The following is a 12,766-nucleotide window of genomic DNA, read 5'->3' on the forward strand; positions in this document are numbered from 1 at the left end:
CTGCGGATCGAATGACTTGGACAAGCCATCATGCGCCGCGCTATACAAACCGTTCAGCCCACGCCAGCAGAAGGACTCTTGTCATGACTCAACGCTCCAGCAGCCGTGTCAGCCGTGAAAAACAGGGCCACATCATGTTGATCGGCATCGATCGCTCCGCCAAGCGCAACGCCTTCGATCTCGACCTGCTGAACGACTTCTGCCTGGCTTACGGCGAGTTCGAGCGCGACAGCGATGCCCGCGTCGCGGTGGTATTCGCCCATGGCGAGCACTTCACCGCCGGCCTCGACCTCACGCAGATCGGCCCCAGCTTCGCCGCAGGCTGGACGCCGCCGCCCGGCGCTTGCGATCCGTGGGGCGTGTTTGGCGGACCGCGGGTCAGCAAGCCGGTCATCGTCGCCGTACAGGGCTACTGCTACACCATCGGCATCGAGTTGATGCTGGCCTCGGACATCAACTTGTGCGCCAGCAACACTCGCTTCGCGCAGATGGAGGTCCAACGCGGCATCTTCCCGTTCGCCGGCGCCACGTTGCGCATGCATCAGGTCGCCGGCTGGGGCAACGCGATGCGCTGGCTGCTCACCGGTGATGAATTCGATGCCCACGAAGCGTACCGTATGGGCTTGGTTCAGGAGGTTCTGGCCAGTGAGGATCTGCTGCCACGCGCGCTGTTCTTGGCCGGACGCGTTGCCGCCCAGGCGCCACTCGGCGTTCAAGCCACTCTCGCCTCAGCACGCCAGGCGGTCAGCGACAGTGAGGCGGCCGCCGTGCGCAGCTTCGCGACAACGGTGCCGCAAATGATGGCCAGCGAGGACGCTCAAGAAGGCGCACGCGCCATGCAGGAACGTCGACCAGGCGTGTTCAAGGGCCGCTGATCGAATAGCCGCAGGATGGGGCGGGCCGCGCAGGTTGAGTGCAGCGATACCCATCGTCGACCGCTCGTTGGGTATCGCTACGCTCAACGCCAACCTACAACTCACGCCCGGAATGCACCCGAACCGCGCCTCAAGCCTCACGCCGACAAGGACGTCGACGTAACCCGGAATTGCCCAACCAATTGCTGCAACTTGCTCGCCGTATGCCGCACGGTTTCCGCACTGCTGTGCAGGATGCAGACGGTCTGCCCCATCTCCCCGGAAGCCTGATCGACGCCGCGGATGCTTTGCCCGTAGTGCAGGCTGCGCTGGTTGAGCTGCTGGATGATCTCGAACATGCGCTCCACCGTTTGGTGCAAATGCAGGTTCTCCGAGGACGCCTCCTCGGTGCGGCGCAGGTTGTTGTCGACGTCCTGCACGCCACTTTGCATGAAGGCCACGGCCTCCTGGGTCTCAGCCTGCAGGCCGGCGACCATATGGCGAATGTCCTCCGCGGCATTAGCGGTCCGCGAGGCCAGCGTGCGCACCTCGCCCGCCACCACGGCGAAACCGCGACCGTGTTCGCCCGCCCGCGCCGCCTCGATTGCCGCGTTGAGGGCGAGCAAATTGGTCTGATTGGTGATGTCGCTGATCAGCCCTACGATGTTGCCGATCTCGCCCATGCGCGCATCCAGCGATTGCACACTGCGCGCCGAACGCGCCACCACATCGCGAATGGTCTGGGTGCCCGCGCGCACCGCCTCAAATTGCACGCGGGCGCGCTCGACCACCTCGTCCATCGCCCGTTTCATCTCCTCGGCAGTCATCGAGGCCTGCTGAATCTCGCCCAATTGCTCTTCCACCAAGAGCAGCATGCGGTGCACCGCCTCGGTCACTTCGCGGGTGGTCTGACCGGCTTCGCTGCTGCGATCGAGCATCGTCTCGTTGGTCTGCCGGACGCTCAGCGATGCCTGAATGACTTGGCCGACGATGCCGTCGAGATTGTCGATAAAGCTATTAATCCAGCGCCCCATGTCCCCGGTCTCATCGGCTACCAGGCGATTGCTGTCGAGGCGCTGGCGCAAGTTGCCCTCGCCTTCGGCAATCGTGCGGATCACCTCGGTCATCGCGCCCATCCGTGCGGCCAGCCGGCGTGGGCCATAAGCGGCGAAGAACCAGGCGCCACCGAGCAACAGGCCGCCGTCGATCAGATCCAAGGCAAACAACGGTAAACCGCTGAAGTGCTGCAGAACGCTGCGGACGCCGAACAGCGTCAGCACGGTGAGCAGATAGGTTTTCATCAGGCTGAGGCTCAGAGAACGGCGGCGGTAGACCTCCTCCAGATCGGCCTCGCACATCATTCCCCAGCGATCCGGCGAGCCCGGCAACTGAAAGGTCACGCCTTTGCCAATCACCGGAATGTGCCGGTAATCGGAGTAGCCCGGATAGGTGACAAACAGGTTGGAACCGTTGCGAATGGTCTCGCGTACCCCCGGATGCAACTGCCCGGTGGCCGGATCGGTAAAGCGCAGTTCCAGCTCGGTGTGCTCGCGCACGCTGACCACGCCCCAGTCAGTATTCACGCCGCTTTTGAGGTTTTCGCCGTGGCTGAAGGTGTTGTCTTCGAAGCGCGAGCGCGACAGCGCGGTGCCCTGCTGAATCGCCCGATCGAACACCGAATCGACCATGAACAGATAGTTGTCGCCGGACTCCGGGAAAATGTGTCCGGCCTCGCGCTGGATCAGATCGCCCAGCACATCGTTCGGCACCCGCGCGCACAGACAACCGCGCACCACGCCGGCGACAGTGATCGGCTGATAGAACATCAACGTCACCGCATCATGGAAGCGCGAAGTCAAAGGCCCGATGCTCTTGGTCAGTGGGTCGATATATGGGCCATGCAGAAAGGGTCGCCGCAAACCTTCGGCCAAGGCGCGCGACGGCAGATCGCTGGCGTTGATATGCCCGGTATCGGTGGAAGCCAGCACCCGCCCGTTGCAACTCACGATAAACAGCTCGGAAAAATCCAGCGCCTGCTGGCGTTTGGCATGTAGCAAGGCACTGTCGTACTGCGGCGTTCCGCTGTGTGGGAAATCCCGCGCCAGCACCTCGGCAAGTTCACCGAGATGCTCCCACTGCGCACGGGCCCAGCTCTGCAGGATTTTCACCCGAGTCTGGGCGATGCCTTCGAAGGTCTGCTCGACCACCGGGTAAATCTGCCGGTTCAACCAGCAGGAACGCGCCATGGCAAATTTGCCGGTTTTACCCCACCAGGGCAGCCAGCCCCGCTCGTTTGCAGACAGTTGCATGGCATTGCTGTGCAGGATCGACATACTGGCCCCTACTTCTCGATATCAAGGTGATATCGCTTCAGCAATTACCAGGCCAGGCGTCTACAACGGGCATCTTCCAGGGGATAGCGAGCTCAGCCAGGCATCCCAGAATGGTGCGTGCAGGCAAAAGCGCACCACGAGCAGCTCGCTACCGGACATTCAGCCGCGTAGGGCGTGCTCGCCAGCGAGCATCGATTCAAATCGATCGGCGGACTGTTCGCTGCACCCCTGAGTCCGCCCTACCAGTGACCGGTGAGCGCTACAGTCAGGTCGCCGGGCGCAAGACGTCGATCAGCGGCTTCAGCGAATAGCCCAACTGCGGCGCCAGCGCAGCCGCTTTGCCATACAAGGCGGCGAGATCCAATTGCTGGTCGAGGTCAGCCGGCACCAGCAGGATCACGTTGCCCTCCTTCACCGGGCACTCCCAGTAATGCCGATGGAACAGACCGCGCAAGAGCGCCGCGCCAAGCGGTTTACCGTCGTTGCAGGCCCACTGGTTGATCACCAGCCAGCCACCTTCGTTAAGACGCTGCTGACAGGCTTCGAGGAATTTCCAGGCCAGATGGCCGACGCCTGGCCCGGTGTCGGTATACAGATCGACGAAGATCAGATCGGCGGTCTCCGCCGTGGCCAGCAACTCCATGGCGTCGCCGATACGAATGGTCAGCCGCGGATCGTCCGCCAGGCCCATGTACTCCATGGCCAGACGCGGCACATCGGGGCGCAATTCGATGGCCTCGACATCTTCCAACGGCAGGAACTTCAGGCATGCCTGGGTCAGATTGCCTGCGCCCAGGCCGAGAAACAGCGCGCACTCCGGCTGCGGATGCACCAGCGCGCCGAGCAGCATGGCGCGGGTGTAGTCGTATTCCAACCAGCTCGGGTCAGGCGTGAATACGCAGCTCTGTTCGATGGCCTCGCCGAACTCAAGAAAGCGGTAGTCGCCGACTTCCATCACCCGGATCACGCCAAACTCATCGCGCACTTCGGCGAGCAGGCGTTCCTCTTTCGGTTCTTCGGGTGAAGACACAGCGCAATTCCTCGTTCAGCAAGCGGGCATGACATCGCCGACCAGGCAGCGATGATGATCGGCGCCGATTGTCATTGAAGAGCGGTGGTGCGGTCACGGGATAATTCAGGCATACCAACAAGAAGGTTGAGGTTCCCTATGTTCGCCATTATCGGCGCCGGCCCCATGGGCCTATGCACTGCCAGGCAGCTGCACAAACACGGCATTCCCTTCGTCGGCTTCGAGCTGAACAACGACGTCGGCGGCCTGTGGGATATCGAGAACCCGCACAGCACCATGTATGAATCGGCGCACTTGATTTCCTCCAAGAGCACCACCGAGTTCAGTGCGTTCCCGATGCGCACCGACGTCGCGCCCTATCCGCATCACAGCGAAATGCGCCGTTACTTCCGCGATTACGCCACACATTTCAGCCTGTACGAGCATTATCAGTTCAACACCCGCGTGGTTTCGGTCGAGCGTCTCGACAAGGGCTGGAAGCTGACCAGCGAGCGCGACGGCGAGCGTCGCGAATGGCAGTTCGAGGGTGTACTGATCGCCAACGGCACCCTGCACAAGCCCAACCGACCGAAGCTGCCGGGCGAATTCAGCGGCGAGCTGATGCACTCCAGCGAGTACCGCTCGGCGGCGGTTTTCGAGAGCAAGCGCGTGCTGGTGCTCGGCTGCGGCAACTCAGCTTGCGACATCGCCGTCGATGCCGTGCACCGCGCCGCCTCGGTCGATCTGTCAGTGCGTCGCGGCTATTATTTCCTGCCCAAATTCATCCTCGGCAAGCCGACCGACACCTTTGGCGGCGCGATCAAACTGCCGCGCCCGCTCAAGCAGCGCCTCGACGGCTTGATGGTTCGCGCCCTGGTCGGCAAACCCTCGCAGTACGGTCTGCCCGACCCGGACTACAAGCTCTATGAATCGCACCCGGTGATGAACTCGCTGGTGCTTCATCATCTCGGCCATGGCGACATCAAGGCGCGCCGCGACATCGCCGGGATCGATGGCAAGCAAGTGACCTTCACCGACGGTGAACAGGCCGAATACGACCTGATCCTGCAAGGCACCGGCTACAAGCTCGATTACCCGTTCATCGACCGCGCCCACCTTAACTGGCCGGAGCGCGTTGGCGCGCCGCAGCTCTATCTCAACGTGTTCCACCCGCACTACGACGACCTGTTCATGATGGGCATGGTCGAAGCCTCCGGGCTCGGCTGGCAGGGCCGCGACGAACAGGCCGAACTGGTCGCCCTGTATATCCGCCAGACGCAAGCCGGCAGCGCCGCCGCGCAGCGCTTCAAACAGATCAAGCAGCAACGGGCGAGCATTCGCCTGGACGGTGGCTACGACTATCTAGACTTGGAGCGCATGGCCTACTACGTCCACAAGGACAGCTACCGGGCGAGCATCAAGCAGCACACCGACGAGCTGAAGCAGGGCCTGGCGATCCAGAACGCACCACTACCGCAAGCCGCGCAAGCGTGAGCGTGACGCTGATCACCGGGGCCGCCAACGGCCTCGGCTGGGAGCTGGCGCGGGCCTGCCATGCCCGTGGCGATCGACTGATATTGACCGATATCGATGCGGCCACCCTGCAAGCGCGTTGCGCCGAGCTGGAGCCCGAGCGCGTGCTGGCGCTGTCCGGCGACATTACCGATGCGGCCCTGCATTGCGCCCTGTTCCAGGCCTGCCGCGAGCGGTTCGGACGTTTGGATTTGCTCATCAATAACGCCGGCATCACCCATCGCTCACCGACCACCCGCACCGACCCGGCGGTATTTCGCAAAGTCATGGCGGTGGACTATCAGGCGCCGGCCGAGCTAACTCTGGCCGCGCTGCCACTGCTGCGCGAGAGTCGCGGCCAGGTGGTGACCATCGGCTCGATGGCTGGCTGGATGCCGGTACTCGGGCGCGCCGGCTACTGCGCGGCGAAGAGCGCGCTGGGGCAGTTTTTTGAAGTGCTGCGCGCGGAACTCAGCCTCGACGGCATCCATTTGCTGTTGGTTTACCCGAGTTTTCTCGACACCAGCATCGAGCGCCACGCCCTCGGTGCCGACGGCCGCCCCGCCGGCCATGCGCGCTCGACCATCGGCAAGGTCCGCGGCGCCGACTGGATGGCCAGTCAAATCCTCCACGCCCTGGAGCGGCGCCAAGAACGGCTATTCCCGGATCGCGCTAGCTGGTTCGCCAGCCTGCTCTGGCGCCTGGCGCCCGGTTTCTACTACCGCCAGATGAGCCGGCGCTTCGCCGGCGAACTGCCGCGCTGACCCCATACCCTCTCGTAGGAGCGAATTCATTCGCGAAGAGCGGCAGCCTGATCGCGAATGAATTCGCTCCTACTCACCGCCTCATCAAGGAATCCATTAATGATCGACCCCTGGATCTGGCTGGGTGCCTGCATTTTCCTCGCCTACACCCTGGAAGCCATGACCGGCTTCGGCAGCGTGGTAATCGCTCTATCGCTCGGCGCCCTGATGCTGCCAATCAAAGACATGCTGCCGGTGCTGGTGGCCCTGAACGTGCTCATGAGCGGCTTCCTGACCTGGAAGCTGCGCGGCCTGATTGACCGCAGCCTGCTGCTCAGCCTGATTCTGCCTGGCATGCTGGTCGGCACCCTGCTCGGCTTCGGTCTCAGCCCGTGGCTCAGCGATGGCGCGTTGAAACAGGGCTTCGGCGTGCTGATCATGTGGTTCGCCCTGCGCGAGCTGCTGCGCATGGGTCAGAGCAAACCAGCCGGCCACACGCCGCTGTGGATGACCCGCTTGCAAATCGGCGCTGCCGGCATCAGCCACGGCCTGTTCGCCTCCGGCGGGCCGCTACTGGTCTACGCCCTGGCCGCCACCGAGCTGGACAAGGCGCGCTTTCGCGCCACCCTGGTGTGCGTCTGGCTGAGCCTCAACAGCGTGCTGACCCTGGCCTTTCTCGCCAACGGCAGCCTGGCTCCTGCCCTGCCGCACATCGCCAGCTACGTGCCGCTACTGGCCGTCGGCGTGCTGCTCGGCGAACGCCTGCACCACCGCGTGCCGGAACAACATTTCCGCATCGGTATCTATGTACTGCTGAGCATCACCGGCGCCCTACTGGCCTGGCGCGCCTGACGCCGCAGGTACTCGCGAAGCAGCATGCCAATTCGTAGGGCGGGTAAAACCCGCCAAGCCTCAGCGCGGGTTGCACCCGCCCTACATTAACTGGGTGAACACTTACACCACCACGTACCGGAACAACATTTCCGCATCGACATCCATGCGCTGCTATGCATCACCGCTGCCCTGCTGGCTTGGAGTCCCGCCGGTTGTTGTAGATTGGCGTTGAGCACAGCGATACCCAACAAGCACAGCGTGAGAGGTGATGGGTATCGCAGGCTCAGACTACTCGTCCCGACCCATCCTACGAAAACGAGCCATCGACATAGCCGGTGCGGCGCTGATGCAGCCTGCCTATCACGGCCATTGACACCAGGTGCGCTGCCGATCGGTTACCATGCTGGCAACTGAAATCAGCCGCAACGAGTCCGTGATGAGCCAGACCTGGAGTCCCGAAAGCTGGAGAGGCAAGCCGATCCTGCAACAACCCGTCTACCCCGACGCCGCCCACCTCGCCGAGGTTGAACGCACCCTGGCCGGCTATCCGCCGCTGGTGTTCGCCGGGGAAGCGCGCGAGCTGCGTCGGCAGTTTGCCGAGATCACTCAGGGCCGGGCCTTTCTGCTCCAGGGCGGCGATTGCGCCGAGAGTTTCGCCGAGTTCAGCGCGGCGAAAATTCGCGACACCTTCAAAGTGCTGCTGCAGATGGCCATCGTCATGACCTTCGCCGCCGGCTGCCCGGTGGTGAAAGTCGGCCGCATGGCCGGCCAGTTCGCCAAACCGCGTTCGGCTAATGACGAGACCATCGACGGGGTGACCCTGCCCGCCTACCGCGGTGATATCGTCAACGGCATCGGTTTCGATGCGACCAGCCGCGTGCCCGATCCGGACCGCTTGCTGCAGTCCTACCATCAGGCCACCGCCACCTTGAACCTACTGCGCGCCTTCGCCCAGGGCGGTTTCGCCGACCTGCATCAGGTGCATCAGTGGAACCTCGACTTCATCGCCAACTCGGCGCTGGCCGAGAAATACAGCCAGCTCGCCGACCGCATCGACGAAACCCTGGCGTTTATGCGCGCTTGCGGCATGGACACCTCGCCGCAACTGCGCGAGACCAGTTTCTTCACCGCCCACGAAGCGCTGCTGCTCAACTACGAAGAAGCCTTCGTGCGCCGCGACAGCCTTACCGGCGGCTATTACGACTGCTCGGCGCACATGCTGTGGATTGGCGACCGCACCCGCCAGCTGGACGGCGCGCACGTTGAGTTCCTGCGCGGCGTGGGTAATCCGATCGGCGTCAAAGTCGGCCCGAGCATGGACAGCGATGATCTGATCCGCCTGATCGATGTGCTCAACCCGGACAACGACCCGGGTCGCCTCAACCTCATCGTGCGCATGGGCGCCGACAAGGTCGAAGCGAACTTCCCGCGCCTGCTGCGCGCGGTGCAGAAGGAAGGCAAGCAGGTGCTGTGGAGCTCCGACCCGATGCACGGCAACACCATCAAGGCGTCGAGCGGCTACAAGACGCGCGACTTCGCGCAGATTCTCAGTGAAGTACGGCAGTTCTTCGACGTGCACCAGGCCGAGGGCACTTACGCTGGCGGTATCCATATCGAGATGACCGGGCAGAACGTCACCGAGTGCATCGGCGGCTCGCGCCCGATTACCGAGGATGGCCTGTCGGACCGCTATCACACCCACTGCGATCCGCGGATGAACGCCGACCAATCGCTGGAGCTGGCGTTCATGATTGCCGAGACGCTGAAGCAAGTACGCCGCTGATTCCTGCTGCGTAGCTGTGTAGCCCGGATGCAATCCGGAGAGCCGGTGAGTGGGTTCCCCCGGATTGCATCCGGGCTACAGGTTGATGGCCGCCGTTAAATGCATCGCGGCCATGGGCCGCTCCTACAAATAGGCAGCGAGCCGCGCTCCGCCACTGCGGGTGCAATTCAGCTGTACATGCTCCAAGCCAAGCCAATCCGCCAACGCCCGCAGCTGTCCGGCCAGCGCCTGCATACCCTCCTCGTCCAAGCCCTTTTCTTCTTCGTGAACGGCATGCACCGCCAGGCGGCTGAGCGCTCGCTCGGCGCGCAAGTCGACGCGTGCGGCCAGCCGTTCGCGGTGCAGAAACGGCAGCACGTAGTAGCCGTACACCCGCTTGTGCGGCGGGGTGTAAATCTCCAGGCGATAGCGGAAATCGAACAGCCGCTCGGTGCGTTCGCGCTCCCAGACCAGCGAATCGAACGGCGACAGCAAGGCGCTGGCCTCGATGCGCCGCACGGTATTCGGCTCGCCCGCACAGTAGGCGGGCTTGTCCCAGCCGTGCACCCGCACCGCCAGTAGATCACCGCTCTCCAGCAGCTCGGCCAGTCGTGCGCGACTGTCGGCGGGTGTCAGACGGAAGTACTCGCGCAAATCCTTTTCGGTCGCCACGCCCAAGGCCATCGCAGCGCGCAGCACCAGTTGGCGCTGGGCATCGGCCTCGTCCAATTCAGGCTGATTGAGCAGCGCGGTGGAGAACACCCGCTCGGGCAAGTCGTAAAGGCGTTCAAAACCGCGACGGCCGGCGACTGTCACTTCACCGGCAGCGAACAACCATTCCAGCGCATGCTTTTCCGCGCTCCAATCCCACCATGGTCCGGCGCGCACCTCTCGAGTGCTCAAGCTGCCGGCACCGAGGGCGCCTTGCTCGCGCACCGCTTGCAGCACGCGGTGAATCACGTCCCGCCGCTCGTAGCCAAATCGCGCCAGCTGCCCATAGATGCCCTGGCCATTGGCTGCACGACGCATGCGCCAGCGCAGCAGCGGATACAGTTCCAGCGGCAACAGCGAGGCTTCATGGCCCCAATATTCGAACAGTTTGCGACTACGTTTCGGCCCCCAGGCGGCCTGCTCCAACAAGCTCTGCGAGTAATCGCCAAGGCGCGAAAACAGCGGCAAATAGTGCGAACGCACCAAGGCGTTGACCGAGTCGATCTGCAGCGCACCGAGGCGCTCGATCATCTGGGTGAGATGCGTGTTCTTCACCAAGCGTGGCGGGCGGGCGGTAAAACCCTGGGCCACCAGAGCCAGGCGACGAGCCTGTTGCAGCGAAAGGGATTCGACCATGAGCACACTCTGAGCGTGGATGGCCTACCCTACGTCACCCCGCTCTGGCCGGCCAAGCGTTTCGCCATTCACGCCGGCAGCGACTGCGGCTCTGGCATCGGATACGGCTTGGCAAAGGTGAACGCAGCCGGCGTCGAGCCGTTTTCCTCGAGCGAGCGCAATGCGGCCTTTGCCGATTCGACACTCGGAATCTGTCCCGCCGGGATCCACCACAGCGCGAGAATCGGCGTCTGCAGTTTCGCCATCCAGCTGGAGCGATTGCGCATCACGCGCAGATGTTCGCCGGAATAGACAAAGCCCTTCAGCGCCTCGAACGACTCCCACACCGACATGTTGACGATGATCTGCGGGTCGTCGAACGCCTGGATCGACGTTGCATCGCCCTCTTCCGTTTGCAGGCGCCAGATAAAGCCCGCACTTTGCTCGGCCAACGCGTTGACCGCATCGAGCTGGTCGACAAAGTCCTTGAGCAGCGGATGATCCAGCGGCTCAAGGGTCCGCGCGATATTGATCTGGGCCAGGTGATACTTAGTCATATTTCTTCCTTGCTATGCGGGAAACGCCACCGATACGACTCAGCGCTTGGACGGATCATCCCAGAACGGCAGCTCGCTTTCTTGCATGGTATCGGCCCGGCTGAGGCCGATATCCTTCAACGCTTCGTCGCTGAGCATCGCCAGTTGCCGACGCTGATGTGCCAGCTGGTACCAGCGACGCAATTGCCAGCCCAACGCGCGCCACCAGTGACGCCGTTCCGCTCGTGCTTTGCTCGCGGGTAGAACTCCAACAAATCCGAATTGACCTTTCATCGCATCGCCCTCCATGTGGGGATGGCGCCAGTCTCCTGCCGGACTTAAGATCAATCCAACGAATGTTTCTTATGCACTGCATCTGGGAGATTGATGAATGGGCACTTATCCGAGCATCGATACCGAACTGCTGCGCACCTTCGTGGCCATTGCCGATCACGGCGGCTTCACGCGCGCTGCGGATGCGGTCAACCGCACCCAATCGGCAGTCAGCATGCAGATGAAGCGGCTTGAGGAAGACGTGTTGCAGCGCTCGGTATTCGAGCGCGACGGCCGCCAGGTGCGGCTGACGCCGGAGGGCCAGGTGCTGCTCGGCTACGCGCGGAGAATCCTCAAGCTGCACGGCGAGGTGCTCAATACCTTGCGCGAGCCGCATATGGTCGGCTCCGTGCGCATCGGCACGCCGGACGACTACGTGATGCGCTTCCTGCCGGGGATTCTCTCGCGTTTCGCGCAGAGCTTTCCGCTGATCCAGGTGGAGTTGCATTGCGAGCCGTCCCACCAATTGCTGCAACGCCAGGACCTCGACCTAACCATCGTCACCCGCGAGCCGGGCAAGGAAATCGGCCAACTGCTGCGCCAGGAACACATCGTCTGGGCCGAAGCCCAGGGCTTCAGCCCCCATGAGCAACAACCCATACCGCTGGCGATGTTCAACGGCGACTGCTTCTGTCGAAACTGGGCCTGCAACGCGCTGGATGCGATGGAACGCGAGTATCGCGTGGCCTACACCAGCCCCAGCCTCTCGGCGATCATGGCGGTGGTCAGTGCTGGTCTGGCGGTAACAGCGCAGCTGCAAAGCCTGATCACCCCGGACATGCGCATCATTGGCGAGGCCGAAGGTTTGCCGCGCATGCCGATGGCCAGCATCGTGCTGCTGCGTAATCCACAGGGTCAGTCGCAAGTCACCGAAACCCTCGCCGAGCACATCACCGAAGGGTTCCGGATCTGACCGCGTCGCGGGCGAGCGGTGACTTGCCATAAAAGCCTGGAGCACGAAAGTTAAGCGCGCTAAATTGAGGCCAGGCTTACTTCCGGACTCCCGCCATGACCCGCTCTAGCCGCTGCGAACAACTGCGCCTCGACAACCAGCTGTGCTTCGCCCTGTATTCCACCTCGTTGGCGATGACCAAGGTCTACAAACCCCTGTTACAAGCGCTCAACCTCACCTACCCGCAATATCTGGCGATGCTGGTGCTCTGGGAACGCGACGGCATTACCGTCGGCGAGCTCAGCCAGCGCTTGCTGACAGATCCCGGCTCGGTCACACCATTGCTCAAACGCCTGGAAGTCGAAGGCCTGCTGAGCCGCACCCGTAGCAGTGCCGACGAGCGCGTCGTGGAGCTACGACTGACTGCCAAGGGTCGCTCTTTACAGCAGCAGGCAGAGCCGCTTCCCGCCTGCATCCTCGAGACCACCGGGCAATCGATCGACCAGCTCATCGCCCTCAAGCAGGAGCTAGTGAGCCTGCGCGCCAGCCTGCACAAGGCTGTCTAGAGCGATATCCCCAAGAGCCGGAACGCTTATAGCGAACTGCCCCAAGAAATATATTGCGCACTAAAT

12 protein-coding genes are annotated in these 12,766 nt (G+C 62.9%); 7 read left to right on the plus strand and 5 right to left on the minus strand.

Going from position 1 to position 12,766, the window contains the following annotated elements:
• Window positions 1-83 precede the first annotated feature (83 nt).
• Window positions 84-875, plus strand: coding sequence for a crotonase/enoyl-CoA hydratase family protein (locus tag NVV93_RS11265; protein ID WP_258250742.1), 792 nt, complete (start codon window positions 84-86; stop codon window positions 873-875).
• A gap of 137 nt (window positions 876-1,012) precedes the next feature.
• Here the strand turns inward: NVV93_RS11265 and NVV93_RS11270 are convergent, their stop codons facing one another.
• Complete coding sequence (locus NVV93_RS11270; protein ID WP_258250743.1) at window positions 1,013-3,187, minus strand: methyl-accepting chemotaxis protein; 2,175 nt, start codon at window positions 3,185-3,187, stop codon at window positions 1,013-1,015.
• A gap of 265 nt (window positions 3,188-3,452) precedes the next feature.
• Entirely contained in the window at window positions 3,453-4,142 is a 690-nt protein-coding gene (locus tag NVV93_RS11275; protein WP_258254344.1) for a spermidine synthase, read from the minus strand.
• Between the two features lie 213 nt (window positions 4,143-4,355).
• On the opposite strand from NVV93_RS11275, the gene NVV93_RS11280 reads away from it, so the two are divergent.
• From NVV93_RS11280 to NVV93_RS11295, 4 genes are all read left to right on the plus strand, one after another.
• A complete protein-coding gene (locus NVV93_RS11280; RefSeq protein ID WP_258250744.1) occupies window positions 4,356-5,690 on the plus strand; it encodes an NAD(P)/FAD-dependent oxidoreductase in 1,335 nt (444 codons plus the stop codon).
• The gene (locus NVV93_RS11285) at window positions 5,687-6,472 is read left to right on the plus strand and encodes an SDR family oxidoreductase (RefSeq protein ID WP_258250745.1); all 786 of its coding nucleotides are present in this window, start codon (window positions 5,687-5,689) and stop codon (window positions 6,470-6,472) included. Before NVV93_RS11280 ends, NVV93_RS11285 begins: the two co-directional genes overlap by 4 nt.
• A 99-nt stretch (window positions 6,473-6,571) precedes the next feature.
• Window positions 6,572-7,303, plus strand: coding sequence for a sulfite exporter TauE/SafE family protein (locus NVV93_RS11290; RefSeq protein ID WP_258250746.1), 732 nt, complete (start codon window positions 6,572-6,574; stop codon window positions 7,301-7,303).
• Window positions 7,304-7,721: 418 nt separating this feature from the next.
• The gene (locus NVV93_RS11295; protein WP_258250747.1) at window positions 7,722-9,068 is read left to right on the plus strand and encodes a class II 3-deoxy-7-phosphoheptulonate synthase; all 1,347 of its coding nucleotides are present in this window, start codon (window positions 7,722-7,724) and stop codon (window positions 9,066-9,068) included.
• A 123-nt stretch (window positions 9,069-9,191) separates the two neighbouring features.
• On the opposite strand, the gene NVV93_RS11300 is transcribed toward NVV93_RS11295, so the two are convergent.
• The 3 genes from NVV93_RS11300 to NVV93_RS11310 all read right to left on the minus strand — a co-directional run bounded on the left by NVV93_RS11300 (window position 9,192) and on the right by NVV93_RS11310 (window position 11,203).
• Complete coding sequence (locus tag NVV93_RS11300; protein WP_258250748.1) at window positions 9,192-10,394, minus strand: winged helix-turn-helix domain-containing protein; 1,203 nt, start codon at window positions 10,392-10,394, stop codon at window positions 9,192-9,194.
• Window positions 10,395-10,462: 68 nt separating this feature from the next.
• Window positions 10,463-10,930 (minus strand): DUF3291 domain-containing protein, encoded by a 468-nt coding sequence (locus tag NVV93_RS11305; RefSeq protein WP_258250749.1) that lies wholly within the window; start codon window positions 10,928-10,930, stop codon window positions 10,463-10,465.
• Window positions 10,931-10,969: 39 nt separating this feature from the next.
• A complete protein-coding gene (locus tag NVV93_RS11310; protein WP_258250750.1) occupies window positions 10,970-11,203 on the minus strand; it encodes a DUF1127 domain-containing protein in 234 nt (77 codons plus the stop codon).
• A gap of 97 nt (window positions 11,204-11,300) precedes the next feature.
• Here NVV93_RS11310 and NVV93_RS11315 point away from each other — a divergent pair, with 97 nt between their 5' ends.
• Together NVV93_RS11315 and NVV93_RS11320 are read left to right on the plus strand one after the other, a co-directional pair.
• Complete coding sequence (locus NVV93_RS11315; protein ID WP_258250751.1) at window positions 11,301-12,155, plus strand: LysR family transcriptional regulator; 855 nt, start codon at window positions 11,301-11,303, stop codon at window positions 12,153-12,155.
• A gap of 95 nt (window positions 12,156-12,250) precedes the next feature.
• A complete protein-coding gene (locus NVV93_RS11320) occupies window positions 12,251-12,700 on the plus strand; it encodes a MarR family winged helix-turn-helix transcriptional regulator (protein WP_258250752.1) in 450 nt (149 codons plus the stop codon).
• Window positions 12,701-12,766: the final 66 nt, after the last annotated feature.

The sequence above is a fragment of the Pseudomonas sp. LS44 genome, from assembly GCF_024730785.1.
In the GTDB taxonomy this organism is placed as follows: Bacteria; Pseudomonadota; Gammaproteobacteria; order Pseudomonadales; family Pseudomonadaceae; genus Aquipseudomonas.

What these genes read in the sequence shown, in the direction of transcription:
- NVV93_RS11270 (WP_258250743.1), bottom strand. Translation starts at nt 3,187, where the DNA reads ATGTCGATCCTGCACAGCAATGCCATGCAACTGTCTGCAAACGAGCGG.
- NVV93_RS11275 (WP_258254344.1), bottom strand. Translation starts at nt 4,142, where the DNA reads ATGGAAGTCGGCGACTACCGCTTTCTTGAGTTCGGCGAGGCCATCGAA.
- NVV93_RS11290 (WP_258250746.1), top strand. Translation starts at nt 6,572, where the DNA reads ATGATCGACCCCTGGATCTGGCTGGGTGCCTGCATTTTCCTCGCCTAC.
- NVV93_RS11295 (WP_258250747.1), top strand. Translation starts at nt 7,722, where the DNA reads ATGAGCCAGACCTGGAGTCCCGAAAGCTGGAGAGGCAAGCCGATCCTG.
- NVV93_RS11315 (WP_258250751.1), top strand. Translation starts at nt 11,301, where the DNA reads ATGGGCACTTATCCGAGCATCGATACCGAACTGCTGCGCACCTTCGTG.
- NVV93_RS11320 (WP_258250752.1), top strand. Translation starts at nt 12,251, where the DNA reads ATGACCCGCTCTAGCCGCTGCGAACAACTGCGCCTCGACAACCAGCTG.
- NVV93_RS11280 (WP_258250744.1), top strand. Translation starts at nt 4,356, where the DNA reads ATGTTCGCCATTATCGGCGCCGGCCCCATGGGCCTATGCACTGCCAGG.
- NVV93_RS11305 (WP_258250749.1), bottom strand. Translation starts at nt 10,930, where the DNA reads ATGACTAAGTATCACCTGGCCCAGATCAATATCGCGCGGACCCTTGAG.
- NVV93_RS11300 (WP_258250748.1), bottom strand. Translation starts at nt 10,394, where the DNA reads ATGGTCGAATCCCTTTCGCTGCAACAGGCTCGTCGCCTGGCTCTGGTG.
- NVV93_RS11310 (WP_258250750.1), bottom strand. Translation starts at nt 11,203, where the DNA reads ATGAAAGGTCAATTCGGATTTGTTGGAGTTCTACCCGCGAGCAAAGCA.
- NVV93_RS11265 (WP_258250742.1), top strand. Translation starts at nt 84, where the DNA reads ATGACTCAACGCTCCAGCAGCCGTGTCAGCCGTGAAAAACAGGGCCAC.